Genomic DNA, 26,151 nt, shown 5'->3' on the forward strand with positions numbered 1-26,151 from the left:
CAGCAAGGGAGGGGGCAGTTGTCGCAGGCAAGGCTTGTCGAAGAGGCGGCAACTGCGGCCCCGTTGATGCATCGCCAGGCGCAAACACTGCGTGAAGCCGTGTCGGCGTTTCGGGTCCGAGTCGAGTAACAGGTGTTGGCTCGCCGCTGACCTCTACTCGTAGACCTTGACAACGGGCGCCGGCGCACGCGCTGCGCTACCGTCGGTGCCGTCGTCGTCGGAAAGTCCACGCGGCCGGCTACCGCCACCCATGGGCATGGGGCTTCGGCGGAACTGCCGAGCGAGTTGCTGGGTCGTCTCATCGGCGAGCGAGCGCGATACCTCCTGCAACACTCGCGCGCGGTTGGGCGTGAGGCGAGCGCCCGTGCCCCACACTTTGTTGTCGTTACCTTCGCCTACCGCCGAGAACGCGGCGCGGACTTCGTAGGTACGCGTATTGACGAGGCTGAACTCGACGCCAACCTCGAGGCTATAGTCGAGCATCGCGCGATCGGTGCCCTGTAGCGGCGCGACGTCGTTGCGCCATTCGACCGAATCGACGGTACCGAACAGTACATAGTCCGCGCCCGGAAAACCGCCCTTCTTGATGCGGTTGATGATGTCGAAGATCTTCTCGTCGCCACGCATGTCGAGGTACGGACGCGACTGCGTTACCCTGAAGCCGGTGGCGAGAAGCTGCCCTTTGATATCGGCAGTGAACTTGCGCAGCTCGCCGTATTCGATGCGTTCCTGACCTGAAGCCGGGAAGTCCGAATCGCCGTAGGGTGCAGAGCTGTTCGAGCTCGATCGGTCGTCGCCGGCCTCGTCGAAAAACGACTCCCGCACTGTCTCGCTACAGGTCAGGTCCGCGACGGCGATCCTCGCCTGCGCGTTGGCGGCACTCCCGGCGACGAGCGCGCTGCCGACAAGCGCAATCGTCACTAGCCGATGAAAGAGACCCATGTTGGCCCCGGAATGAGTTGGCGTTAACGAAGAGACGTCTTGCGGATTTCTTTCTCGTCTTCCCAGACGATCATGCCGGACTCGCTGTCGAACAGGCTCAGATTGAAGACGTAGTAGACATCCTTCACGTTACTCGAGCGTTTGACGATCGACGAGATGCTGCCTTCGAGCCGGTACTGCGAGCCCCGCATTCTGCCTGTCCTGGCCTGGCCATTGGCCGCATAGGCGCCGCTGTTTTGACGCGCGATCTCGTCCATCTGGCCCTGCATCTCCGAGATCGACGCTGTGAACTGCACGGCGCCACTCTTCATGAGCTGAGTGCGGATCTTCGTGGTAATCGACGCGGTATCGATGTATTCCGCCGTCTTGTTCTTCACTTCGGCTACCGTCAGGATCGGCGGACGCGGTGCTCCGCTGATCACGCGCGATTGCAGGAGTGAACGCGACATGCTTTCGGCGATCGATTGAAGGTCGGTCGAGCCGAATTCGTTGGTGACTGTCTCGACCGCCTTGGCGTCGCCATATTGCACGTTGCCGCCGCCCGCTGTGAGCGGCCCGTTGACCGAACATCCCACGAGGGCGGTACTACTCAGGAAGGCGCTGGTCAGATAGATCGTGCGCTTGATGGTCTGATTCATCTCAAGTTCCTTTTTACCAGGTGCGGCGAAGTACGGCAGGCAGACTGGAGCGTGCCGTCGCCGGGATCAGTGCCCTGGCGTATTGGCGGTATTGGTGGTGTTGGCCGGCGCCACGTTGTTCGGGCTGTGCAGCTCGATTCGAAAATCCGCAGCGTCGGGCGACGGAGCGATTGACTGGATCGACAGTCGCTGCAGCCCGTGAATCAGCACGGGCTTCCAGGCTTCGTCGGTGCCTGCCGGGAAGCCGTCGCGGTCGATCCACTTGATACGGTATTCGAATGAGTCGTCGTAGATCGATGCATTCGAAAACGTCGCTTCGAGAAACAGCAGCCCGGCGCGATTCGTCGTGCGCAGGCTAGTGATCGACACGTTGGACAGTTGCCCGAGCTGGTCGACTTTCGACGCAATCGACTCTGCATAGGCAGGTGGTGGCACGACGGCGGCTAACGCAACCGATAGCGCTGCGGCACACAGGCGTGTGACAGGTTTCAAGGCGCTCTCCATGAATTGAATGTCAGCGCTGCACGAGGGCGGCGCCACGCTTATTGCGCTGCGTCGGACTGAGTGAAGTTCGCCATCTTCGGCTTGCCCTTGGGCAGTTTGGCTGGCGCCGCGGCGGCTTGTAGTGGCAGGTCGCCGGGTAGCGAGGCGAGCACTTCGAGCCGCGTGCCGAGCGGACGTACCAGGATCACCTGACGCGGACCGGCCACGTTGACGTTGGCGCTGAACCGGCCGTGTGGCGTATCGAATGCGAGTGTCTGCTGGCCGCTCTTGACGGTGACCCGCGCAATCGAGATGTAACCCGGTAGCGTGCGCCATTCGCGAGTATCGGTGCTCGCGGTGGCGGCCGAGGCGATCCCGACCGCGAGGCTCATCAGCGAGCCGAGGCCCGATGAGCTATTGTGCTGCAGCGCTTCCTGCGCCGCCCCCGAGACGGCCATGCGCGTCATGCTGCGGGTGATCATCAGCGGCATGTCGTCCTTGAGTGCGCGCCGTGCCATGGCGTCGAGATTGGTCACGACCGCAGTCGGCACGAGCGTGCCGCCCAGTTCGATGTTCCCCGGCGCGTAGTTGTCGGGCGCGGGATGGATGACCGGATAGGCCGTGGTCAGCAGCTTGACGCCGCTGCCAAGCGGCACCGGCAGCGTAACCTTCATCGAATCGCGCACCGGCACGAGCCCGGTCTCCAGGAGCACCAGCACATCGGTCTGTCCGGCTGGCGGGACGGTGCCGAGATGCTCGAGGCCGCCGCGCAGGGCCGGCACGTCGGGACGCAGTTCGATGGCCTGACGGTAGCCGGCAGCGGCGAGGCTCTGCTCGTTCAATGCCTCGAACACGAAGCCAGCCAGATAGTGGGACGCCGCGCTCTGATAGGAATTGCGCAACCTGGTGACTTCAGGATCGTCGAAAATCTCGACCGGATAGCCCTTGATGTCCGAGATCTGGGTCTGGTTGGCCTTGACGCCGCTTTCCTGCTCGCGTGCGGCCAGTGCATCGACCTGCTTCTCACGTAGCGAGGCAATCAACGCTTCGCGCTCGTACATCTTGCGAATCTCGACGCGGGCCGACTGCCAGTCACCCTTTGTCAGATGGTTCTCGGCCAGATTTGTGTTCAGCATGACTTTTTCATAGTCCTGTCCGTCATAGCGTGCGAGCGAATCGTCGAGCAGCCAGGCTCCGAGCGTCGAGACCGATTTTTGCAGCTTGCCGCGCGCCTCGTCCTCCCAGCCTTTCACTAGCTCGTCGGCTTGCAGCCACGACTGCGTGCTGGCGTCGAGGCCGCCATCGCGGGCGCGCTGCAGTTCGCCGCTCTCCAGGTAGTAAAGCAGATCGCGCGAGCGTCCTGTCGCGCCGTCATAAGTTTTTTCGTGACTGGCGATCGCATCTTCAACCGCGCCCGTCCTCAGTTTCTCAGTGGTCCCGGTCATGGTTGTGCCATATTCGGCACATGCAGCAAGAGTGGCCAGCAAACAGGCTGAGACCAGCCTGCGCAAGGCGCTAGCGGTTTGCTTCATTTTGACATCCCCATATCATGTGGTTTATGGGTATCCGGTTCATTCGATACATGATTCGGATTGCTAAGAAAAATTCAGCCTCGCATCGAAAAGTTGTAATTGCTGGCTACTTAAAAATTTCCGGGCCGGGAAACTGGATCCAGTCGACGAAACAGTAGCCGTCCGACGACGAGCAACTTGATGGGGAATACTCATCGAGCGCAGCAACAATGCAATACTGACCTGCGGGCGGATTAATTTCGACGGATGAACTAATGACGGTCGTGGTGCTGTAGCCGCCCACCTTGATCTGATTCGCGCTCTGTGCCCCCGATCCCGTGAAGTTGGGATTGAATACGCCGAGAACTTGGCCCTGAATCACATTTCCGCCCGTAAAGGAACTCGACACTGCAAAGAGCGTTGCTCTTAGAGAGCCGGAATAAGCAGTCGGAGCGAGGTTGTTCACGTTATTGAATTTGACTCCCCACGTGAGGGTCGCGTAATCCTGAGCGGATGCGGCGGGGGTACTCAAAGAGTATGAAAATTGTCCGGTTGGGCTATAGAACTGAAGACCATTTGTACCTTGACCGTTGCCGGCCGGACACGCGAGACTGGTCGTGGGAGTGGGTGATGACGCGCTGTCTGGCGCACTCGCTGCAGCAGGAGATGAGGCGCCGCCGCTGCTGCCGGCAGCGCCGGGGCCACCGCTGGAACCCGATGTGTCACTGGAGCCGCCTCCGCCACATCCAGCCACGGCCCCAACGATTGCTGTCGCAAAGAATGATTTGGTTATCCGAACCCGTCTCGTTTGTGTCTCATTCTTGTTCATTTGGCTCACCCGTCGTGAAGTTGTCGTGCAGGAGAAAGTCTTAACAATTCGTCACGTGCATGAAAAATGCGAGAAGTGGCCGCCATGCGTGCCGGAGTGACGAACATCTTCATACAGGAGAACTATCGGCGTAGAACCTCGTTGGTACCATGATCAAATTTCACTATGTATCCCGGACGGCAGCCGCCTCATCATCGGACAGCGGATATGTCTTCAACGACGAGGTCCATCATGATCGGCAGTTCATCCGGAATTGGCTTCACGAGGGGCTACGGCGATGCCAAACCCATCGTTGACTTGAGAGCCATGTTTGGCCATCGGCTCGTACGTGGCCGACTACCTCGCAAGCGCGAAGGAGATTGCTCTCACCGCGAACCATGCGGTCTATGTTGTGCCATGGTTATGACCCGCTGCCGGAGAGGCACGCATTGATGACCCCCGTCTTCGAGCACGGGAGATCTTACGGTGGCAGTGGACAGTCAGGGGGCGCGAGTGAAACAGGCAACGACGTTATTTCTGCATGGGGGGCCGGGCTTATCGGCCATCGTGGAGCGTGAACTGTATGGAGAATCGCTTCCGCTGGTGTGGTGGGACCAGCCACGCACCGAGGTTCTGTTTGCCCGTCCGTATCAGGCGCTTCTGGATGACGTCGTATTCAAGGTTGAGATGCTCGCCAGTCAGGGGGGCGGCACGATAGACCTGGTCACCCATTCGTTTGGCGCGCACCTGGCCCTGCATCTTGCCATGGTCATGCCCGAGCGGCTCGGGGCGATCACGCTGGTAGCGCCCGTCTTCGATATTGCAGACGCACTCATGCGACTCGGTGAGCGTGCAGCCAGCGTTAGCGAAAATCCGGCTGGATTGTTGCGCGCGATCGCGCTCAACCGTGCACAGAAAAACAGCTTCAATGCGCTCTGGACGCTTTTCGAACGGATATGTCAAGTCCCAGGATTTCTCGACATGTACTGGGGACCTGATGCAGTCGAGCGCAGACAGTGGTTCAACGCTCTGATAGAGCGGGAAGCATGGCTGGATTTCAACGCATGCCATGTCATCCTTAAGGACTTCATGGAAACCACCCCCTTGCGGGTGCAGACTACGGTGCGCGGACCGGTGAATATTGTGTTCGGGCTGCACGACGTGCTCGTCGACCCGCGACGTGAAGCTCAAACATGGTCGCGCTACTTTCAGAATGTGACCATCCAGTGGCTGAACGCGGGACATTTCGTACACCTCGAATGTCCGCCGGAACTCTGGTTGCCAAAAGGTTAGATGCGAGCGTATCGAAGCTGGGTCGCTAGCTCCGCGTTGTTGTGGGCGCCGACCCGCTCATGAATGGCCCGCAGATGGTTATTGACCGTGGATGGTGCGATGTTCAGCGTTTTGGCCACCTCTTTGTGCGTCAAGCCGGCCGCGACCAGTTCTGCAATCTCGCGCTCTCGCGCAGTGAGATTGTCGATGGGTTCCCGAGGGCGGGATTTCAGGAATATCAGGGACTTCGTGGGAAACGGTACCACGACGATGTGTTTGCCGTAAGTGGGCCGATGGGGCGCCGCCTGAATGATTCGGAAGAGCTCAAACGGGATGGTATGCGGCAATGCGCCTGGCCACTCCTTTTGCATCGCAGCGAGGAAATTCTCCTCGGCAAAGCAAATGGCGCCCCCCAGGTCCGACACTGCGACGCTCCAGCGGTTGCTGTCGTCGACCAGCCGGATACGTTCGACTTCGAGCCGCTGACATATCCTCAAGGCCTCGAGCAGATGCGGGAAGAGCGTCTGCATGAGTTGGCGCTCGCCTTCGGTGAAAGAACTGTGCTCGTACGCTCTGTACAGTGAGACGGATGCGGTTATCCCCGTCGCCGGATTATGATAGCCGGTTACAAGCCCCTGCTCATGTCGATAACGATGCGCGTACGCCGTCAGCTCTGGCGAATGCCGACTGAGGTCAGGCAGGTAGCAATTGAGCGTCACTCCTGGACGTGACGCGCAATGAAACGCCACCCAATCCCGGTCCCTGATCGGGGTGTAATCCAGCAGGCTATCGGGTGAGTCGTTGTAAAGGAAGGGGGTGTGAAAAACCAGTCCTTGGGCGTCGAATCTTCCGGTTCCCCACCGGGCCACGTCAAAGGGAAGGGACGCCTTAATGGCCAGCAGCGCTTCCCCCTGGAACTGCTCGAGAGGCACCTCGCGGGCGCGTTGGTATAAGGCCAATACCAGGGCATTGACTTCATCCACGTGTTGCTCCCAAGACTAAATCAGCTTAAGGACCTCACGGGGCCAAATATTCCAAAACCTGCAGATTATGAATATCGGTATTACACCTGGCCGTCAATAAACAGACAATTGCCTGCCTCCAGCCTGCTCTGAATGCGGGTCTGTGATTGGCAGGCCATTGCTATACCCGCTAGTTCAGGCGGGGACCTCTGTCCGGAGATTCAGATGTCATCCGAAGTAGAATGTTTTATGAAAACCAATAAAAGGCCATCTTGCGATCGCCCTTTTGTCATATTCAAGCATCAGTTCCGGTGAAATGGTGCATCAAAAAACGACTGCATACTAAAAAGAAAATGCACGCCGACCGCTGCAAGTCCCGGGACTAACGCATCAGACGGATGCCACTGATCATTTGAGATCCGTCGACGAACGCCTGGCCGTTGGGCGGCCCGAAGTATGGGCCGCCTGCGTATGCGTGAGCGGTTTCTTTATGCTCTGTCGACGAGCAGTCCCTGCTTTTCAATAAACGCGACCACCTGATCGAGGCCTTCGAGCGCCTTCAGGTTGCACATCACGAACGGACGCTCGCCGCGCATCTTCTTCGCGTCCGAGGCCATCACGTCGAGGTTCGCGCCCACCAGCGGCGCGAGATCGGTCTTGTTGATGACGAGCAGGTCCGACTTCGTGATGCCGGGGCCGCCCTTGCGCGGAATCTTCTCGCCGCCCGCCACGTCGATCACGTAGATCGTGAGGTCCGAGAGCTCGGGGCTGAAGGTGGCCGCGAGATTGTCGCCGCCCGATTCGATGAAGACGATGTCCGCGTCGGGAAAGCGCGTGAGCATCTGGTCGACGGCTTCGAGGTTGATCGAGGCATCCTCGCGGATCGCCGTGTGCGGGCAGCCACCCGTCTCCACGCCCATGATGCGCTCGGCGGGCAGGGCGCCCGCGACGGTCAGCAGGCGCTGATCCTCCTTCGTATAGATGTCGTTGGTGATGGCGACGAGGTCGTAGCGCTCGCGCATGGCTTTGCAGAGCATTTCGAGCAGCGTGGTCTTGCCCGAGCCGACCGGACCGCCCACGCCGACGCGCAGCGGCGGCAGTTTCTTCGTGCGCTTGTTCATGTGTCTGGAGTGCGAATTCATAAGTTCTACGATGCAAAAAGGCTAGGAGCGGAACAGCCGCGAGTATTGCGATTCGTGCCGTGCGCTGAGAATGCCGAGCTGCGGCGCGAAGGTGTTGAGCGAATCAGGCGGCGTGGCGAGCGCGCGCGCGACCGCGCTTTCGATGGCGGGCCGCAGCGCGACCACGATGCGCTGTCCCGCGAGCTGCCCGAGCGGCACGGCCTTGAGCGCGGCGGCGACCTGGTTCTCGACCCAGCTGAACGCGTAGGCGGCGAGCGTGGCGTCCGCGGCGGCGTCGTGCGCGAAAGCCGCGAACGCGAACGCCGTGGGCTGCGCGATAGGCGTCATGCGTTCGAGCGTCTCGCGGCGCGCGGCGTCGCCCCATTCGAGCTGCACGCAAAGCTGGCGCAGCGACCAGCCCATTTGCGAGGTCTCACGGCGCAACTCCGCCGATTCGCGGCTCGCGACGAATTCCTCGTTCGCTTCGATCAGCGCGTGGGCGTCGTGGGTGCGCCAGCGTTCGAGCTGATGCGCGATGAAGGGCAGTTCGCCGGGCGCGAGCACGTTGGCGAGGCCGCTTGCGATCCAGTGCGCGGCGTCGTCGGCGTGGGCGACGAGCTTCGCCTCAATGGCCGCTTCGAGCCCCTGCGAATAGCTGAACGCGCCTATCGGCAATGCCGGCGACGCGAGATGGAGCAGGGCCGTGAGCTCAGCGATGTTCATGGCTGTGGTCGTGCGCGTGGCCGTCGCAATGACCGTGATCGTGGCCGTGGTCATGATCGTGTTCGCAAGCGGCGCCATGGCCGTGATCGCCGTGCCCGTGATCGTGCGCATGCCCGTGATGCTCGTCGAACACGCGCTGCGCGAGCGCGTAGTCTTCGGCAAAAGTCTCGTCGTGTCCGTGACGATGACCGCCTCCATAAGCGCCCGCCTCGGGCTGGAACGGCAGCGTCGCGCGCTCGACCTGGGCGCCCAGGCGCTTGAGCATGTCTTCGAGCACCGGATCGGCTTCGAGCTTGAGTTCGTCGATGCCCACTTCCACGGGCGTATGGCGGTTGCCGAGGTGATACGCGGCGCGCGTGAGCGTGAGGCGGTCCGGCGCGCGCACGCGCAGCACGCTTTGCGCCGCGGCGATCACGCGCACGAGGCCGCCGTCGTCGGCCACGAGCATGTCGCCGTCGCGCAGCACCGTGCCGCGCGGCAGCACCACACCCACTTCCTCGCCCGAATCGAGCGTGGCCGCGAAGCGGCTCTTGCAGCGCGCGTCGTAGGCCAGGGTGAGCGTGGGCGCGCGCTTGATCAGTACGGGCGCGAGCCTGGCGTTGAGTCGTTTGTCTATCGTGCGCATGTCAGAACAGGAAATATCGCTGCGCCATCGGCAGCACCGTGGCGGGTTCGCAGGTCAGCAACTGGCCATCGGCCACGACCTGATAGGTCTCGGGATCGACGCTGATCGACGGTCGCCACGCGTTATGGATCATGTCGGCCTTGGTGACGCTGCGGCAGTTGCGCACCGCCACGACGCGCTTTTGCAGGCCGTAGCGCTCGGGCATGCGCAGATCGAGCGCAAGCTGCGAGACGAAGGTCAGCGAGGTCTGCGTGAGCGCGCGTCCGCGCGTGCCGAACATCTCGCGATAATGCACTGGCTGCGGCGTGGGAATCGAGCCGTTCGGGTCGCCCATCTGCGCCACGGCAATCATGCCGCCCTTGAGAATGAGCGTGGGCTTGACGCCGAAGAACGCCGGGTCCCAGAACACCAGGTCGGCCCATTTGCCCGGCTCGATCGAGCCGAGCTCGTGCGCGATGCCGTGCGTGAGCGCGGGGTTGATCGTGTACTTCGCGACATAGCGCTTCACGCGGAAGTTGTCGTTGCGTGCGCTGTCTTCGGGCAGCGCGCCGCGCTGCACCTTCATCTTGTGCGCGGTCTGCCAGGTGCGGATGATGACCTCGCCCACGCGGCCCATTGCCTGGGAATCCGAAGAAAGCATCGAGAGCGCGCCGAGGTCGTGCAGGATGTCTTCGGCGGCAATGGTCTCGCGGCGGATGCGCGACTCGGCGAAGGCGATGTCCTCGGCAATCGACGGATCGAGGTGATGGCACACCATCAACATGTCGAGGTGCTCGTCGAGCGTGTTGACCGTATACGGGCGCGTGGGATTGGTCGACGAGGGCAGCACGTTCGCCTCGCCGCACACCTTGATGATGTCGGGCGCGTGGCCGCCGCCCGCGCCTTCGGTGTGATACGTGTGGATCGTGCGGCCCTTGAACGCGTTCACCGTGGCCTCGACGAAGCCGCCTTCGTTGAGCGTGTCGGTGTGAATGGCGACCTGGGTGTCGGTGGCGTCGGCCACGGTGAGGCAGTTGTCGATGGCCGCGGGCGTCGAGCCCCAGTCCTCGTGCAGCTTCAGGCCGATCGCGCCCGCGGCGATCTGCTCTTCGGCGGGTTTGGGCAGGCTTACGTTGCCCTTGCCGAGAAAGCCCAGGTTGATCGGCCAGCCGTCGGCGGCTTGCAGCATGCGCTCCATGTGCCACGGGCCCGGCGTGCAGGTCGTGGCGTTGGTGCCGGTGGCGGGCCCCGTGCCGCCGCCGATCATCGTGGTCACGCCCGAGGCGAGCGCCTCGTCGATCTGCTGCGGGCTGATGAAGTGGATGTGCGTGTCGATGCCGCCCGCGGTCACGATCTGGCCTTCGCCGGCGATCACTTCGGTCGAGGCGCCGATGGGGATCGTCACGCCCGGCTGCACGTCGGGATTGCCCGCCTTGCCGATGCGCCAGATGCGGCCGTCCTTGATGCCGATATCGGCCTTCACGATGCCCCAGTGGTCGAGAATCACGGCGTTGGTCACGACCGTGTCGGCGACTTCGGCGCTAAGGCGCTGCGACTGGCCCATGCCGTCGCGGATCACCTTGCCGCCGCCGAACTTCACTTCGTCGCCGTAGACCGTGTAGTCGCGCTCGATTTCGATCACGAGCTCGGTGTCGGCGAGACGCACGCGGTCGCCGGTCGTGGGGCCGAACATCTCCGCATAGGCGCGGCGGCCGATCTTCAATGTCATATCGGAATCCTGATGAATTCGGAATTCTGGAAGGGGTGCGCCGCCGCTCAGAGCGGGCCCATCACCTTGCCGTTGAAGCCATAGACGGCGCGCTCGCCCGCGAACGCGACCAGCTCGACGGTGCGCTCCTGGCCGGGCTCGAAGCGCACGGCGGTGCCGGCCGCAATGTTCAGGCGAAAGCCGCGCGCGGCCTCGCGCTCGAACGAGAGCGCCTCGTTGACTTCGTAGAAGTGAAAGTGGGAGCCGATCTGCACGGGGCGGTCGCCGGTGTTCGCGACCGTCACGGTCACGGTCTCGCGGCCCGCGTTGAGTTCGATTTCGCCGTCGTCGATCAGCATTTCGCCGGGGATCATGGGCGGGCCTTCAAGGAATCGGATGGTGGACGGTGACGAGCTTGGTGCCGTCGGGGAAGGTGGCCTCGACCTGGATGTCGGGGATCATCTCGGGCACGCCTTCCATCACGTCGTCGCGCGTGAGCAGCGTGGTGCCGTAGTGCATGACCTCGGCGACGGTCTTGCCGTCGCGCGCGGCTTCCATGAGCGCGGCGCTGATGAAGGCGACCGCCTCCGGGTAGTTGAGCTTGAGGCCGCGCGCGCGCCGCCGTTCGGCGAGCAGCGCGGCGGTGAAGATCAGGAGCTTGTCTTTCTCGCGTGGCGTGAGCTTCATCGTTTTCAGTGGGTTGGGGGTGGCCATCCGGGACGGCTATCCGGTGGCGCACGCGTGCGCGATGCACGGCAAATACGCGGCACATATGCTGCAAATACACGCGGCCGGGGCCCGATCGTGCGTCGGCTCAGCTTACGGGAGTGAGGTTACGGGCAGCTTGCAGATCCGTGCGCTGGGCGCGCTTGATGGTGGAAATGCGCTGCAAGGTATGTGCCAACGAAGCGGCAGCATGAATGCACCGTTTGTGCGAGTGGCGTGCGCCATGCGCAGGCGTCGATGCGCCGCGATGAAGCATGCGTGCGCCGATGTGGTGCGCGCGCGATGGATTCCGGCTGGCTTAGGTGGTCCAGAGGCGCAGCGGCGTCGCCTTTACGCCGTGCACGATCGGGCGCAACTGCGTCCAGCACCGCGTGAGCGTCTGCTGCAGCGGTTCCATCGAGCGCGCGATCACGCGCACCAGCAGCACGCCCGGCGCGACGCAGGTCGCGCCCGCGCGCAGGTCGTCGTCGAAGGGGAGCGTGAGAGCGAGGTCTTGCGCGAGCGCCTCGTTGCACGCGGGGCCAACGGCCCACAGCATGCCGAACGCCGGATAGCCCGCGAGGCCTTGCGGCGCGTCGCGCAACGGGTCGGCGGCGTCGATCAGCGCGCGCTCGAACCAGAGCAGCTGTTCGTCTGTGCCAGGCGCGGCAGCCCGCACCACCCGCGTGACCGAGCGCACCATGCCCGCCGACCAGCGCTCGCCGGCCGCCTGGCGGCCGAGCTGCACGGCGTCCCAGCCGATCGCCGTCGCGCTTTCGGCGAGCGTGAGCGAAAAGTCGAGCTCGGCGTGCGCGTGATCGAACACGAGATTGTTTTGCGGCAGCCAGTCGAGCCGGGCATTTGCGCCCACGCGCAACTTGATGCGCTGGCGCGCCACGCGGCCGTTGGACTTGTACCACTTGGTCGCGCCCGGCGTGGTGAGCACCGCATGCGTGTCGTCGCCCACGTTCACGTCGATGTCGAGCCGGTCGCCGCCCGCGATGCCCGCGGGCGGATGGACGATCACCGCGTGACAGATCGCATCGCCTTCGGGATAGAGCGGTCGTTGCACGCGCAACGGTCCCGCATGCAGCCGGTGCGCGAGCGTCGTGCGCGCGCCGTGGCGCGCGAAGCCGAGTTCGAGCTTCGCGGCCCATTCCTGGTGAACCGTGTTGCGGGTAGTGCTGGCGAGCGCGGCGTGATCTTCGTGAAGCGACATGCTGAGGGCGTGGGACGTGGGCGGGCAGTGGCGTGGAGGATAGCACGCGCGCCGCGGCGGGCTCAGACCGCGATCATCTCCCGCACGCCATCGGCTTCCATGCTGGCGCCCGCGCCGCCCGCCACGATCTCGCCGCGGCGCATCACCCAGTAGTGGTCCGCGATGGCCTTCGCGAAGTCGTAATACTGCTCGACCAGCAGCACTGTGAGGTTCATTTCCTCGACGAGCTGTCGCAGCGTGCGTCCGATGTCCTGGATGATCGACGGCTGGATGCCTTCGGTGGGCTCGTCGAGAATCAGCAATTGCGGCTCGCTCATGAGCGCGCGTCCGATCGCGAGCTGTTGCTGCTGGCCGCCCGAAAGATCGCCGCCGCGCCGCGTCTTCATCTCCTTGAGCACGGGAAAGAGCGCGTAGAGGTGCGCGGGCACGCCCGAGGGCGCGCGCTTGCGGCTGGCCGCGCCCACCAGCAGATTTTCCTCCACGCTCAGGCGCGGGAAGATATCGCGCCCTTGCGGCACGTACGCGAGGCCGTGCGCGACGCGCGCGTGCGTGGGCAGCTTCGTGAGCGCCGTGTCGCGCCACGCGATCGTGCCGCTTTTCGTGGGCACCACGCCCATGAGGCAGCGCAGCAGCGTGGTCTTGCCCACGCCGTTGCGCCCGAGCAGCACTGTGAGCTGGCCTGGCGGCACCGTCATCGAGACGTTGCGCAGGATGTGGCTGCCGCCGTAATACTGGTTCAGCGAGTCGATGGTGAGCATGTCGCCCCTATGCGTGCAAGCAGGCCCGTTAGCGGCCCAGATACGATTCGATGACGGCTTCGTCGCGCTTGACGTCGTCGAGCGTGCCGTGCGCGAGCACGCGGCCTTCGGCCATCACCGTCACGCGCCCCGTCTCTCCCGCGAGCGCGGCGACGAACTCCATGTCGTGCTCGACCACCATCATCGAGCAGCTGCCGCGCAGGCGGTTGAGCAGCGCGGCGAGCTCCATGGTCTCGTCGTCGGTCATGCCCGCGGCCGGCTCGTCGAGCAGCAGCAGGGCGGGGCGCTGCATCAGCAGCATGCCGATCTCGAGCCGCTGCTTCTGCCCGTGCGAGAGCTCGCCCGCGAGGCGCCGCGCGTCGCCCTCCATGCGGATCATTTCGAGCGTCTCCTCGATCAGGGCCTGCGCGCGGCGGTCGAGCCGCGCGCGCAGCGTGGCGAACCAGCCCTTGTCGGGCGCCATCGCGAGTTCGAGGTTCTCCCAGACGGGGTGCTGCTCGAACACCGTGGGCTTCTGGAACTTGCGGCCGATGCCCGCGCGCGCGATGGCCGGTTCGTTCATGCGCGTGAGGTCGATGGTCTGGCCGAGAAAAACCTTGCCCGAGTCGGGCGCGGTCTTGCCCGTGATCACGTCCATCATCGTGGTCTTGCCCGCGCCGTTCGGGCCGATCACGCAGCGCAGTTCGCCCGCGTCGATCTCCAGCGAAAGCTGGTTGAGCGCGCGAAAGCCGTCGAAGCTCACGCTCACGTCTTCCAGATAGAGGATCGTGCCGTGCGAGGTGTCGATGGCGCCGGGCTGCACGACGTGGCCCATGGCGGCCACGCCCGAAAGCGTGAGCGTGTCGTCGTCGAAGGGATTGTGGCCGAGCGGATCGTTGAGCAGCAGGTGTCCGTTCATGAGCGCTTGCCCTTGGCAGTAAGGTCTTTCAGGCGCCGCGCCAGGAGTTCGACGAGTCCCACGATGCCGTTGGGCAGCAGGAGCGGCACCAGCACGAAGATGAGGCCGAGGAAGAACAGCCAGTACTCGGCGAAGTGGGCGGTAAAGAAGCTCTTCGCGCCGTTCACGGCGAACGCGCCGACGATCGGGCCGATGAGCGTGCCGCGTCCGCCCACGGCCACCCAGATCGCCATTTCGATCGAGTTGCCCGGCGACATCTCGCTCGGGTTGATGATGCCCACCTGCGGCACGTAGAGCGCGCCCGCGATGCCGCACAGCACGGCCGAGACGGTCCAGACGAAGAGCTTGTAGCCGAGCGGGCTGTAGCCGAGGAACATGAGGCGCGCTTCGCCATCGCGCACGGCGGTCACGACGCGGCCGAGCCGGGAAGTGACGATGGCGCGCGCGGCGAGAAAGGCGAGCACGAGCGCGGCGAAGGTCAGCAGCAGGAGCACGGTGCGCGTGCCCGGATGCGTGATGGGCGCACCCGCGATGCGCTTGAAGTCGGTGAAGCCGTTGTTGCCGCCAAAGCCCGTCTCGTTCCGATAGAACAGCAGCATCGCCGCGAAGGTCATGGCCTGGGTGATGATCGACAGATAGACGCCTTTCACGCGCGAGCGGAACGTGAAGAAGCCGAATACCCAGGCGAGCAGCGCGGGCGCGAGCACGACGAGCAGCAAGGCGTACCAGAGGTGCTGCGTGCCCTGCCAGTACCACGGCAGCGTGTGCCAGTCGAGGAACACCATGAAGTCGGGCAGGTCGCTGCCGTATTTGCCGTCGTGACCGATCTCGCGCATCAGATACATGCCGATGGCGTAGCCGCCGAGCGCGAAAAAGAGCCCATGGCCGAGACTCAGGATGCCGCAGTAGCCCCATACGAGATCGAGCGCGAGCGCGGCGATCGCATAGCACATGAGCTTGCCGGCGAGCGTCATCGTATAGGCCGAGAGATGCAGCGCGCTCGATTGCGGGAGCACGAGCGCGCACAGCGGCACGCCCACACCCATCGCCACGACGAGGGCGATGAGCGCGAGCCACGCGCGGCGCGGGAGCAGCGCGGGCCGTTCGGGAAGTCCGAGCGCGAACGATTCGGGGCGGGCGTCGCGGGGCGCAACGCTTGCGCCATACGCGGCGCGCTGTGGGCTGGAGCTGGCCGTGGTCGTCATGTCATGCCTCCGCGCTGCGGCCCTTGAGGGCGAACAGGCCCTGCGGGCGCTTCTGGATGAAGAGCACGATCAGCACGAGCACGGCGATCTTGGCGAGCACCGCGCCCCAGAACGGCTCGATGGCTTTGGAGACGAGCCCGAGGCCAAAGCCGCCGATCACGGTGCCGGCGAGCTGTCCGACGCCGCCGAGCACCACGGCCATGAACGAGTCGATGATGTAGCTCTGGCCGAGATCGGGGCCCACGTTGCCGATCTGCGAGAGCGCGCAGCCGCCCAGCCCCGCGATGCCGGCGCCGAATGCGAACGCCCAGGCATCCACGCGCGCGGTGCGCACGCCCACGCACGCGGCCATGCGCCGGTTCTGCGTGACGGCGCGCACGAACAGGCCGAGGCGCGTCTTCGTGAGCACGGCCCACGCGATGCCCACCACGATCAGCGAGAACGCGAGGATCGCGAGGCGGTTGTACGGCAGGATGAGGTTCTGCATCAGCGTGACGCCGCCGCTCATCCAGGCGGGATTCTCGACCTGCACGTTCTGTGCGCCGAAGATCATCCGCGTGGCCTGAATGAGGATCAGGCTGATGCCGAAGGTGGTGAGCAGCGTCTCGAGCGGCCGGCCATAGAGATGGCGGATCACGAGCCGCTCGATGACGGCGCCCACCAGCGCGGCGGCGACGAACGACGCCGGAATCGCGAGGAGCGGATACCAGTCGAATGCGCCGGGCGCGTAGCGCTGGAACAGCGTCTGCACCACCCAGGTTGCGTACGCACCGATCATGAGGAACTCGCCGTGCGCCATATTGATGACGCCGATGAGGCCATAGGTGATCGCGAGCCCGAGCGCCGCGAGCAGCAGCACGCTGCCGAGCGAGAGGCCCGCGAACAGCGTGCCCGCAATCTCGCTGCGGCGCTGGATCGAATCGAGCGCGTCGAGTCCGCGTTGCGCGGTGGCGCGCACCTTGGCGTCGGGCTCGCTCCAGACGCCGCTCGCGCTTTTGGCCACGAGCGGGCGCAGTAGCTCGTACATGTCGAGGTCGCGGCGCGCGGCCACCAGCTTAACGGCTTCGAGGCGCGTGGCCGCATTGGGGTCGTGCAGCGCGGTCATGGCCCAGAGCGTATCGAGGCGGCGCTTGAGCGCGGGATCGGTTTCCTTCGCCCGCGCGGCGTCGATCATCGGCTTCATCGCCGGATCTGGGTTCTTCAGCAGCTCGGCGATGGCCGTGCGGCGCGTCGCTACGTCGGGCGAGGCGAGCTGCAGGCCCGACACCGCGCCCGCCACTTTCGAGCGCAGCAGGTTGTTCAGCGTAATGGGCTGCGCGCTCGCCGCGACGCCTGGCGGTACCGGCTTGCCGGTGGCGGCGTCGCGTGTGCCTTGTTCGTCCGCACTGTCTTGCACGAGCACTTCGCCCGAGTCCGTCGCGCTGACGTTGTCCTCGGCAAGCGCCTTCAACAGCGCGAGCGACGCGGCGTCGTGCGTCGCGATGAGCTTGTCGATGGCGGCGGACTTCGCATCGAAGTCGTCGCCGGCGAGCGGCGCAATGTCGGCTGCTTCGAGCGCATGGGCGCCTGTGGCGAACGCTGCGCAAAGCGCGAGTGCCAGCACAAGCACGAGGGGGTGCGCGGCGCGTGAGCGGCGCACGCACACGCGCGCTCGCACCCGGACGAATCTCGAGAGTAAGAGAGCCATGATGGTTTATTCCTGGTGCGCGCCGCGCACGGCGGCGCGGCGCTGCACGACGTCAGGCGGTGCGCGAGCGGCGCAGGAAGCCGGGCAAGACGCTCGAGCTCACCACGTCGGGCTTGCCTTCGTTGCCCGCGATGAACGGGCTCCACGGCTGCGCGCGGATCGCGGTTTTGGTTCGCCACACGACGTTGAACTGCCCGTCGCCGCGGATCTCGCCGATCATCACCGGCTTGTGCAGATGATGGTTGCCGTCCATCGTGAGCGTGAAGCCCGAAGGCGCCGCCACCGTCTGGCCGATCATCGCCACGCGCACCTTGTCGACGTCGGTGCTCTGCGCCTTCTCCACCGCCTGTTTCCACATGTGGATGCCTACGAAGGTCGCCTCCATCGGGTCGTTCGTCACGCGTTTGGCTCCGCCCGGCAGGTTGTTCGTCTTCACCCACTCGGCGAACTGCTCCTTGAACTTCGTGTTCTGCGGGCCCTTCACCGACATGAAGTAGTTCCACGCCGCGAGGTGGCCCACGAGCGGCTTCGTGTCGATGCCGCGCAGCTCCTCCTCGCCCACCGAGAACGCGACCACGGGCACGTCGGTCGCCTTGATGCCCTGATTGCCGAGCTCCTTGTAGAACGGCACGTTCGAGTCGCCATTGATGGTCGACACGACCGTGGTCTTGCCGCCCTGCGAGAAGGTCTTGATGTTCGCGACGATGGTCTGATAGTCGCTATGGCCGAACGGTGTGTAGACCTCCTGAATATCGCTGTCCTTCACGCCCTTCGAATGCAGGAAGGAACGCAGGATCTTGTTGGTGGTGCGCGGATACACATAGTCCGTGCCTAGCAGGAAGAAGCGCTTCGCGCCGCCGCCTTCGTCGCTCATCAGGTATTCGACAGCGGGAATCGCCTGCTGGTTGGGCGCCGCGCCGGTATAGAACACGTTGCGCGACATTTCCTCGCCCTCGTACTGCACCGGGTAATAGAGCAGGCCGTTGAGCTCTTCGAACACCGGCAGCACCGACTTGCGCGACACCGAGGTCCAGCAGCCGAATACGCAGGCGACCTTGTCCACGGTGAGAAGCTGGCGGGCCTTTTCGGCGAACAGCGGCCAGTTCGACGCCGGGTCGACCACCACGGGCTGGATCTGCCGGCCCATGACGCCGCCGTTCTTGTTGATATCGGCGAACGTCATCAGCGCGGTGTCCTTCAGCGACGTCTCGGAGATCGCCATGGTGCCCGAGAGCGAATGCAGGATGCCGACCTTGATCGGGCCGCTGCCCGTGTCGGCGCGCGCGAACGGCACGCGCCCCGCGAGCGCGAGCGCGCCCGACATCGTCCCGAGTTTCAACAGACTGCGACGGTTCATGTGTGCCCCTTTCTGGTTGACGTCGTGGGTCGCGGCGCGTCTGGTTACGCACCGCCAGTGTGAGTGTCCAGCCTTGCGAGGGGGAATTACTGCAAGCGTTATGCCAGGCGAAGCCGTCGCGCGGCATGGGCGCGGCGCGTGGCGGCGCAAGGCGTTGGCGGATTGCACCGTTTGCAGCGCCGCGCAGCGGGTGAGCGAATATGGTGCAATGAGATGCATGTTCGGGCGCGCGCTGCATCGTTGTGCATGCGGGAAGCGCTGCCTAAACTGAACTGAGCTGAACTGAATTGAGCCAGAACTGAACTGGAAGCCGGGCTGAATGCAGTGAAACGCCATCGTCCCATCACAGAGATCAAGGAGATGTAGATGAATGCCAGCCTGCCCGATCTGTCCGCGTTCTGGATGCCCTTCACCGCCAATCGGCAGTTCAAGAGTGCGCCGCGGCTGCTCGTCGGCGCGAAAGGGATGTACTACACCTCGCACGACGGCCGGCAGATTCTCGACGGCACTGCGGGCCTCTGGTGCGTGAACGCGGGGCATTGCCGCGACGAGATCGTCGCCGCGGTGAAGGCGCAGGCCGAGGAAATGGATTTCGCGCCGACGTTCCAGATGGGCCACCCCAAGGCCTTCGAGGCCGCGCAGAAGATCGCGAAGCACACGCCCGGCGACCTCAAGCACATCTTCTTCACCAATTCGGGCTCCGAGGCCGTGGACACGGCGCTCAAGATCGCGCTGGCGTTCCATCGCGCGCGCGGCGAAGGGCAGCGCACGCGCTTCATCGGGCGCGAGCGCGGCTATCACGGCGTGGGCTTCGGCGGCATCTCGGTGGGCGGCATCGCGCCGAACCGCAAGGCGTATTCGGGCCAGTTGCTGCCTTCGGTCGACCATCTGCCGCATACGCTCAATATCCGCGAGGCGGGCTTCTCGAAGGGCCAGCCGACCTGGGGCACCCATCTCGCCGACGAGCTCGAGCGGCTGTGCGCGCTGCACGACGCGTCGACCATCGCGGCCGTGATCGTCGAGCCGGTGGCGGGCTCGGCCGGCGTGCTGATTCCGCCGCAGGGCTATTTGCAGCGCCTGCGCGAGATTTGCGACAAGCACGGCATCTTGCTGATTTTCGACGAGGTGATTACGGGCTGGGGGCGCCTCGGCGCGCCGTTCGCGGCCAATTACTTCGGCGTGACGCCCGACCTGCTGACGATGGCCAAAGGCACCAACAACGCCGCTGTGCCGATGGGCGCCGTGGCCGCGAGCGCACGCATCCACGACGCCATCGTGGGCGGCGCGCCCAGCGGCATCGAGCTCTTTCACGGCTACACCTATTCGGGCCACCCCGTCGCCGCCGCGGCCGCGTGCGCGACCATCGACCTGTACGAGCGCGAGGGACTATTCGGGCGCGCGGCGCAAATGGCGTCGGTGTTCGAGCGCGAGATCCACAAGCTCAAGGGCGAGCCGCACGTGATCGACGTGCGCAATCTCGGGCTCGTGGGCGGCGTGGAGCTGGAGCCGCGCGAAGACGCGCCGGGCGCGCGCGCCTATGAGGTTTTCGTGCGCTGCTACCAGAAGGGCGTGCTCACGCGCTATACGGGCGACATCCTGGCGTTCTCGCCGCCGCTGATCGTGGACGAGGCGCAGATCGAGGAGATCTTCTCCACCGTCGCGCTGGTGTTGCACGAGGTGGAGTGAAGGACGTGCCCGTTTGCGCGTGACCCTCAAACCCCAAGCCACCTGGCAATGTCGATGCGTTGCTGGGTGGTGAGTGGGGCGTTGACGTTGGGATTGAGATACGCGCGCACCAAATCCGGCGTCAGGTTGGGAAATCCCTGATCTCTCATCGCCTGTTGCAATCCGGCTGGCGCAGGGCCATTTTCGTTGAGCCAGTCGTAGATGGAGTTGAAGGTTTCGTTGTCAAGCGGATTGGGATCGTTGATGTACTGCTGGACCTGTGTGCGCCCCCACGCCTGCTCCGCCTCGGCTGGCCCGGTCAGACGCTGGACCTTCGCAGGCGGCTCTGACGGACTGCCAGGCGCACGGGGCGACACGACATATCCTTGCTGCGAATCCGACCAATGGCCTTTGCCCCCGGCGATCTCGTCAACCCATGGCTTGGGTATGCCGGTTTCTTTTGCAATATCCTCGCGCGACAGTTTGCCCTCGTCGTAGAGCTTTGCCGCCTCGTTGAATTGCTCATGCGTCATGGGATCTACGTGCGGCTGGTCACTTGTTGTTGCCAGCCCGGCGCCGGATGCGGGTCCTGCTTCCCCGGCAGTCCCTTTCGGTCTGAACTGTACAACCGGTTCAGTCGAGACATCGTTGGTGCGTGCATATCGCATTGCACTCCGATATGCCGCCAGTGTGTTGCCGCTCGTATATTTGTTTGCGACATCCGCCAACGAACTCCCGTTTGACAGGTCGGTATAAATGGATTTTCCTGTTCCGTCACTCATCCAATTCAATTCGAGGCGTGATGCGACACTGTAGGGCACTGGGAGGCCGTGCTCCTTCGCATATCGCTCCATATAAGCCTTTGTTGTTTGACTGGACTTGCCCATCAGCCTTGCGGTCTCTGCATAATTGCCTCCGCTTTCATAGCTTTCGTATGCGATGCGACCGGCCTCATCGGTATACATGGTCCGCCCCCCGCCGGGCAATGAAGTGTACTTGGGGCCGCCCCCTCCCTTCAAACCGGTATCTGCATTCGGTTCCCAGTTCCCTTCACGGTTGAGCCGCACCGGATAGGGTGCTGAGTAATCTCCACGAGGCGCGTTCACGGTCCACGTTCCATTATCCTTTTGGTAGCTCACGGCGAAGGTTTGGTCACCCTGCCGGATATAGCCGTTTCCCTTGCTGTCGCGGTAGATGCCGCGATACTTGGGATCCGCTATGAGAGGTTCTGTCGGATGGCTCACGTAAGCCGCGGGCACGTTGGCGATGTTCGACATTGTGGGTCCTTTGGTTGGCGTGCCAGTTCCTTGCGGTGAGCCACCGCCGCGTACGCCTGTGCCGCCCTCAGTGCCGCTCGGGGGCTCGCCCGATTCACCGTTGCTACCGGTCTCGGTCTCGGTCTTGGCGCCCGTGCCTGTGCCTTCGCCGGATTTGACTTCACCACCGGGCGGCGTTACTCCTCTGCCCGTTGCGCCTCCACCTCCATCTCCTCGGGGCTTGGGGGTGCTCGGAAGTTTCGCAAACCCAAGCATCCCCGAGAGAACACCCGACATCAAGTCAATGCCGTTTTTCGCATCTTGGGAAAGCGAGTTCGCCGGAACGATCCAGGGTGTGAGCAGATTTACGCCGGGCACCATCCCGACGAAGAAGCGACCCAGCACATCCTCGGCCCGCTGCTGCCACAGAGGTTTCGGCGGCGTATGCGTATTGAGATACTCTTCCCTGATCGGGCCACCCTGGCTGGCGGAGTGATACATCGCCTGGTCCGCGGCAATCCCCTGGTTCGCCTGCTTGTAGCGATCCAGCAGTTCCGCTCCGTAGTTGCCGATGCGCAAATCGTCGGTTTTCATATTCGTGAAGTCCGGAAGCGGGCCGGGTAAATCGGGCGTGCGTCGGAAAGGATCGTCCTGGATTTTCTTGCGCGCCCATTCGGTCTTCGCCGCCGCGTCGGCGTACCACGTCTTGACGGGGCCGAAGCGTTCGGGGTTGTGTTGAATCTGATACTGGAATTCCCGCACGTTGCGCTCCGACGCGAGGCCATTGTCTGCAAACGATTTGAGTCGTTCGAATGAACTCGTGTTGTCGAGATCGCCCAGCGTCGCGATGCTCATGTTGTTGGCGTTCTCCTGTGCCGTGAGTAACTCCTTGTCGGCTTCGGCCCACTGCTGATCCACCTGCGTTTTGCCATACGCAATGTTGCTTCCGATCTGCAACTGCATGCTGTGACGGAGTTCCGCTGCCTGACGGAACACGGTTTCGCGTTGCTCAGGCGTCTTCGCCCCATTGAAATCGTCGTGCAGTTGTTGGAGTCTTGCTATCTGTTGCTGCCCCGCCGATCCCAGATATTGCGAACCGAACGGCGCGTTGAATTCCAGGGGTACGCGCTGCGTCGGGTCGCTCTTGATCTTCTGGTATGCCGTGTCCACCGGTTGGGTCACCTGGCCGTCCATGGTTTGCTGGACCTTCGCACGATCGGATGGCGATTTCATGGACTCGTACACATTGATGCCCTGTGCCTGCATGCCGCTGTACCGTTCGCGCTCCTTTTGCGGCAGCGCTTCAATCTTCTGACGGGTTTGCGTTTGCTGGGTTTGGAACTTGATGGCATCCGGCGATTCGCCGCGCAGGCCGTCCTCCTGAAGTTCGGAAAGCGCCTTCGCATTCGTCTCGTCGTCTGGGTAGCCCTTGCCGGACTCATACGTGTCGACGAGGTGCTGCGCCTCAGCCCGCGGAACGTCAGAGGGCGAAATTGCTGGCGCTCCAGATGCCTCTGCTGGCGTGGACGTTTGCTGCGATTGTGCGTAATTCACTTGCATGGACGTCGTGATCGACGTCGGCTGCTGGGGCTGGTCGGTTTGCTGAGTCTGCTGGCTTGGTTGAGTTTGCTCGGGCGGTTGATCTTGCTGAACCTGTTGATCCTGGCTCGACGGAGTCTGCTGGTCCTGTTGAGTTTGCTGGGCCGATTGCTCTTGCTGAATCTGCTGATCTTGCTGATTCGACGGTGTTTGCTGGCTATCCTGCGACGACGGGTCGTACCAGGCATTGGAGTCGGTACTGCCAACAGGGGGCGACATAGGCTCACCTCGCTTTACGATTGTGGGGATGTCCACGCCAAGGTGCGGACGTGCCTATGACAACAGAGTCGCGAGTGCGCGCGGTAATGAAATCTCATGCGGTGGCTGTACGACTGCCAGGCGATTCAACGTGCGCGATCAAGCGGCGACACGCCTTTGGTCCGGGGCGGCGGGATAGACAATCCGAGGCGTCCAGCGGACATGCGCGGGAGTAGAAGCGCGGCTTGCATGAGCCTGCGCGCGCACTCGAAATCGGACGGTTGGCGGCTCGTTGGCAAACCGTCAATCAACGTGGGTACGCCCGAAAAACAAAAAGGCGCGGTGTGCGCCGCGCCCTTCGTGACAGCTACCTGCAAAAGCGGGCGTGCCGCTGCTGAGGTCCTCAGTACGTCGGCACCTTGGGATCCACCTGACGCGACCACGCGTCGATACCACCCTGCAGGTTGAACACCTTCGTGAAGCCGCGCGACTCGAGGAACATCGCGACCTGGGCGCTGCGCGCGCCGTGGTGGCAGACGCAGACGATCTGCGCCTCGTCGTCGAGCTCCTCGCTGCGGGCCGGAATCTGCGCCATCGGAATCGAGACGCTGCCGGCGATGTTGGCGGTCTGGATCTCCCAGGGCTCGCGCACGTCGAGCAGCACGGGGGCGTCGCGCGAGGTGTCGGCGAGCCATTCGGCGAGGGCGGGGGCGGTCAGATTCTGCATGTGAGACTCGGTCGTTGAAAAAGTACGAGCCGCTTGCGCGGCCCGCTACGAACAATAACAGGATATGGCCTGGGTATGGGCCAAACTGCGGGCCGGGAACTACGGGCCTAGAACTTGAAGCGCGAGGGCTGCACCGCGTTTTCGAGCGGCTCGACGTACGTCTCGAACACGCTCGCGATGCGGTACTGTTTTTCGTCCATGCGCGTGATGATCTGGGCTTCCATGACCGGCGCGCCGCCGACGAAAGCCGCCATGCGCCCGCCCACCTTCAGTTGCTCGAGCAGTTCCTGCGGCACCACGGGCAGGCCGCCCGAGACGCAGATCACGTCGTAGGGCGCGTTGGCCGCCCAGCCGCGCGAGCCGTCGCCCTGCACGACCTCGGCGTTCAGCACGCCGTTCTTCACGAAGTTGGCGCGCGCGAAATCGGCGAGCTCCGTGTCGATCTCCACCGTCAGCACCTTCTGCGCGCGATGCGCGAGCAGCGCCGCCATATAGCCCGAACCCGCGCCGATCTCCAGCACGCTCTCGTGCTTCTTGACCGCGAGCTCCTGCAGCACGCGCGCTTCGACGCGCGGCGCCAGCATGTGCTGGTCGTTGGGCAGCGGCACCTCGAGGTCGGCGAACGCGAGATCGACATAGGCCGCGGGGACGAAATGCTCTCGCTTGACGATCGAGAGCAGGTTCAGCACGTCCTGGTCGAGCACTTCCCAGGGGCGAATCTGCTGTTCGATCATGTTGAAACGCGCTTGTTCGATGTTCATGGTGACTCGGCGTTATGGTTCGGGTTCTATGCAGATGGCCCGGCCCCGGATACACGGTCAAAGTGGCGCAGAAAAAACGGTGCCAGGCAACCGCGAGATTGTACCAAAGGGCTTTCGCGCCGCGCCTGGCCGGCGGCAGCTCAAACGCGCAAGCGGATCAGTATTTGTCCTGGCTACGCTCGCCTTGAAGTTTGGGCCGATCCGGACCAAGAATGTAATCGATTACATTCTGACGGACGCGCGATGCCCGCTCAGCCGCAACCGGGGTCCACCAGCTTGCCGGAAGCCGATGAGGCCCCGGCCACCGCGCGCGGCAGCTCGATCGCGGCGGTGGCCCGGCGCGCGGGCGTCTCGGTCGCCACGGTCTCGCGCGTGCTCAACGGCCATGCCAACGTGCGGCCCGCCACCCGCGAGCGCGTGCTGGCCGAGATCGAGGCGAGCGGCTATCGCGTCAACGAGCTCGCGCGCAACCTGCGCACGGCGGAAAGCCGCCTGCTGCTGACGATGGTGCCGGACTTCGGCAACCCGTTCTATGCCGAGATCGTGCGCGGCATCGACAGCGTCGCGCGCCAGCACGGCTACTTCATGCTGCTGTGCGACACCGGCGCCGATGCGGGCCGCGAGCGCAGCTATTTCGACCTGCTGCGCCGCCATCGCGCGGACGGCGCGATCTGCCTCGACCCGGCCACGGTCCAGCAGGCCAACCGGATGATGGCCGACGAATCGACGGCGCTGCCATGGGTCGCCTGCTGCGAGTTCGATCCGGCCGTGGGCGTGCCGTACGTCGGCATCGACAACTTTCGGGCCGCGCGCGACGCGGTGCGGCATCTGATCGCGGGCGGGCGCCGCCGTGTCGCGCTCATCAACTCCGACGACCACTATCTCTACGCGCAGCAGCGCCGCGACGGCTATCTGGCCGCGCTCGCCGAAGCCGGCATCGAGGCGCGCGACGCGTGGCGCGTGAACGTGAACTGCCTCGACTACGAGGCGGGCGGGGAGGCCGCCGCCGCGCTGATGCGCGTGCGCCGCAGCGAAGCGCCCGACGCCATTTTCGCGGTCTCGGACACGCTCGCGGTGGGCGTGCTCAACGGCTTGCGCGGGGTGGGCTGGTGCGTACCCGAGGACGTCGCCGTGGTGGGCTTCGACGACATCGCGCTTGCCGCGCAGGTGGACCCGCCGCTCACGACCATCGCGCAGCCGATGCGCGAGCTGGGCGAGACCGCCGCGCGCCTGCTGCTGCGGCGCCTCGCCGATCCGCAGGCGAACGTGCCGGGCGTGCTGCTGCCGCACCGGCTGGTGGTTCGGCAAAGCGGCTGAGCGTGCAGACGCCATCACACAAGGAGG

At 64.2% G+C, this 26,151-nt stretch carries 24 protein-coding genes; 3 read left to right on the forward strand and 21 right to left on the reverse strand.

Annotated features, from left to right (window positions below):
• Nucleotides 1–153: 153 nt before the first annotated feature.
• The 5 genes from U5775_RS17150 to U5775_RS17170 all read right to left on the reverse strand — a co-directional run bounded on the left by U5775_RS17150 (nucleotide 154) and on the right by U5775_RS17170 (nucleotide 4,040).
• Entirely contained in the window at nucleotides 154–942 is a 789-nt protein-coding gene (locus U5775_RS17150; RefSeq protein ID WP_322059279.1) for a hypothetical protein, read from the reverse strand.
• A 23-nt stretch (nucleotides 943–965) separates the two neighbouring features.
• Complete coding sequence (gene lpoB, locus U5775_RS17155) at nucleotides 966–1,580, reverse strand: penicillin-binding protein activator LpoB (protein WP_322059280.1); 615 nt, start codon at nucleotides 1,578–1,580, stop codon at nucleotides 966–968.
• A gap of 66 nt (nucleotides 1,581–1,646) precedes the next feature.
• Nucleotides 1,647–2,084, reverse strand: coding sequence for a YcfL family protein (locus U5775_RS17160; protein WP_322059281.1), 438 nt, complete (start codon nucleotides 2,082–2,084; stop codon nucleotides 1,647–1,649).
• A gap of 38 nt (nucleotides 2,085–2,122) precedes the next feature.
• Nucleotides 2,123–3,595: a hypothetical protein gene (locus U5775_RS17165; RefSeq protein ID WP_322059282.1), complete on the reverse strand. Its 1,473-nt coding sequence runs from the start codon at nucleotides 3,593–3,595 to the stop codon at nucleotides 2,123–2,125.
• 106 nt (nucleotides 3,596–3,701) lie between these two features.
• Nucleotides 3,702–4,040, reverse strand: coding sequence for a hypothetical protein (locus U5775_RS17170; protein ID WP_322059283.1), 339 nt, complete (start codon nucleotides 4,038–4,040; stop codon nucleotides 3,702–3,704).
• Between the two features lie 855 nt (nucleotides 4,041–4,895).
• On the opposite strand from U5775_RS17170, the gene U5775_RS17175 reads away from it, so the two are divergent.
• Nucleotides 4,896–5,675 (forward strand): alpha/beta hydrolase, encoded by a 780-nt coding sequence (locus tag U5775_RS17175; RefSeq protein WP_322059284.1) that lies wholly within the window; start codon nucleotides 4,896–4,898, stop codon nucleotides 5,673–5,675.
• On the opposite strand, the gene U5775_RS17180 is transcribed toward U5775_RS17175, so the two are convergent.
• The 13 genes from U5775_RS17180 to urtA form a co-directional block, all read right to left on the reverse strand.
• A complete protein-coding gene (locus tag U5775_RS17180; RefSeq protein WP_322059285.1) occupies nucleotides 5,672–6,637 on the reverse strand; it encodes a helix-turn-helix transcriptional regulator in 966 nt (321 codons plus the stop codon). The genes U5775_RS17175 and U5775_RS17180 overlap by 4 nt on opposite strands.
• A gap of 467 nt (nucleotides 6,638–7,104) precedes the next feature.
• On the reverse strand, nucleotides 7,105–7,758 hold the full coding sequence (gene ureG, locus U5775_RS17185; protein WP_322059286.1) for an urease accessory protein UreG: 654 nt from the start codon (nucleotides 7,756–7,758) through the stop codon (nucleotides 7,105–7,107).
• A gap of 21 nt (nucleotides 7,759–7,779) precedes the next feature.
• Nucleotides 7,780–8,460 carry an urease accessory protein UreF gene (locus U5775_RS17190; RefSeq protein WP_322059388.1) on the reverse strand — a complete coding sequence of 227 codons (681 nt, stop codon included), beginning with the start codon at nucleotides 8,458–8,460 and terminating at the stop codon, nucleotides 7,780–7,782.
• On the reverse strand, nucleotides 8,447–9,085 hold the full coding sequence (ureE, locus tag U5775_RS17195) for an urease accessory protein UreE (protein WP_322059287.1): 639 nt from the start codon (nucleotides 9,083–9,085) through the stop codon (nucleotides 8,447–8,449). The genes U5775_RS17190 and ureE overlap by 14 nt, the downstream gene beginning before the upstream one ends.
• Nucleotide 9,086: 1 nt before the next feature.
• Nucleotides 9,087–10,793 carry an urease subunit alpha gene (gene ureC, locus U5775_RS17200; RefSeq protein ID WP_322059288.1) on the reverse strand — a complete coding sequence of 569 codons (1,707 nt, stop codon included), beginning with the start codon at nucleotides 10,791–10,793 and terminating at the stop codon, nucleotides 9,087–9,089.
• Nucleotides 10,794–10,840: 47 nt separating this feature from the next.
• Nucleotides 10,841–11,146 (reverse strand): urease subunit beta, encoded by a 306-nt coding sequence (locus U5775_RS17205; RefSeq protein WP_322059289.1) that lies wholly within the window; start codon nucleotides 11,144–11,146, stop codon nucleotides 10,841–10,843.
• Between the two features lie 10 nt (nucleotides 11,147–11,156).
• Complete coding sequence (ureA, locus tag U5775_RS17210) at nucleotides 11,157–11,459, reverse strand: urease subunit gamma (protein ID WP_017773123.1); 303 nt, start codon at nucleotides 11,457–11,459, stop codon at nucleotides 11,157–11,159.
• Between the two features lie 337 nt (nucleotides 11,460–11,796).
• Nucleotides 11,797–12,696 (reverse strand): urease accessory protein UreD, encoded by a 900-nt coding sequence (locus tag U5775_RS17215; protein ID WP_322059290.1) that lies wholly within the window; start codon nucleotides 12,694–12,696, stop codon nucleotides 11,797–11,799.
• A gap of 62 nt (nucleotides 12,697–12,758) precedes the next feature.
• Nucleotides 12,759–13,454: an urea ABC transporter ATP-binding subunit UrtE gene (gene urtE / locus U5775_RS17220; protein ID WP_322059291.1), complete on the reverse strand. Its 696-nt coding sequence runs from the start codon at nucleotides 13,452–13,454 to the stop codon at nucleotides 12,759–12,761.
• A gap of 28 nt (nucleotides 13,455–13,482) precedes the next feature.
• Nucleotides 13,483–14,268: an urea ABC transporter ATP-binding protein UrtD gene (gene urtD / locus U5775_RS17225; RefSeq protein ID WP_322059389.1), complete on the reverse strand. Its 786-nt coding sequence runs from the start codon at nucleotides 14,266–14,268 to the stop codon at nucleotides 13,483–13,485.
• 80 nt (nucleotides 14,269–14,348) lie between these two features.
• Entirely contained in the window at nucleotides 14,349–15,557 is a 1,209-nt protein-coding gene (gene urtC, locus U5775_RS17230; RefSeq protein ID WP_322059292.1) for an urea ABC transporter permease subunit UrtC, read from the reverse strand.
• A 1-nt stretch (nucleotide 15,558) separates the two neighbouring features.
• The gene (urtB, locus tag U5775_RS17235) at nucleotides 15,559–17,244 is read right to left on the reverse strand and encodes an urea ABC transporter permease subunit UrtB (protein WP_322059293.1); all 1,686 of its coding nucleotides are present in this window, start codon (nucleotides 17,242–17,244) and stop codon (nucleotides 15,559–15,561) included.
• Between the two features lie 52 nt (nucleotides 17,245–17,296).
• Nucleotides 17,297–18,601 carry an urea ABC transporter substrate-binding protein gene (gene urtA / locus U5775_RS17240; RefSeq protein ID WP_322059294.1) on the reverse strand — a complete coding sequence of 435 codons (1,305 nt, stop codon included), beginning with the start codon at nucleotides 18,599–18,601 and terminating at the stop codon, nucleotides 17,297–17,299.
• 366 nt (nucleotides 18,602–18,967) lie between these two features.
• On the opposite strand from urtA, the gene U5775_RS17245 reads away from it, so the two are divergent.
• Complete coding sequence (locus U5775_RS17245; RefSeq protein ID WP_322059295.1) at nucleotides 18,968–20,287, forward strand: aspartate aminotransferase family protein; 1,320 nt, start codon at nucleotides 18,968–18,970, stop codon at nucleotides 20,285–20,287.
• A 26-nt stretch (nucleotides 20,288–20,313) separates the two neighbouring features.
• Here U5775_RS17245 and U5775_RS17250 read toward each other — a convergent pair whose 3' ends face one another.
• The 3 genes from U5775_RS17250 to U5775_RS17260 all read right to left on the reverse strand — a co-directional run bounded on the left by U5775_RS17250 (nucleotide 20,314) and on the right by U5775_RS17260 (nucleotide 24,807).
• Nucleotides 20,314–23,340 carry a hypothetical protein gene (locus tag U5775_RS17250; protein WP_322059296.1) on the reverse strand — a complete coding sequence of 1,009 codons (3,027 nt, stop codon included), beginning with the start codon at nucleotides 23,338–23,340 and terminating at the stop codon, nucleotides 20,314–20,316.
• Nucleotides 23,341–23,722: 382 nt separating this feature from the next.
• Nucleotides 23,723–24,046, reverse strand: a complete 324-nt coding sequence (locus U5775_RS17255) for a rhodanese-like domain-containing protein (protein WP_322059297.1) — start codon at nucleotides 24,044–24,046, stop codon at nucleotides 23,723–23,725.
• Between the two features lie 107 nt (nucleotides 24,047–24,153).
• The gene (locus U5775_RS17260; RefSeq protein WP_322059298.1) at nucleotides 24,154–24,807 is read right to left on the reverse strand and encodes a protein-L-isoaspartate O-methyltransferase; all 654 of its coding nucleotides are present in this window, start codon (nucleotides 24,805–24,807) and stop codon (nucleotides 24,154–24,156) included.
• Between the two features lie 243 nt (nucleotides 24,808–25,050).
• On the opposite strand from U5775_RS17260, the gene U5775_RS17265 reads away from it, so the two are divergent.
• On the forward strand, nucleotides 25,051–26,124 hold the full coding sequence (locus tag U5775_RS17265) for a LacI family DNA-binding transcriptional regulator (protein WP_322059299.1): 1,074 nt from the start codon (nucleotides 25,051–25,053) through the stop codon (nucleotides 26,122–26,124).
• Nucleotides 26,125–26,151 lie beyond the last annotated feature (27 nt).

The organism is Paraburkholderia sp. J63, from assembly GCF_905220245.1.
Lineage (GTDB): Bacteria > Pseudomonadota > Gammaproteobacteria > Burkholderiales > Burkholderiaceae > Paraburkholderia.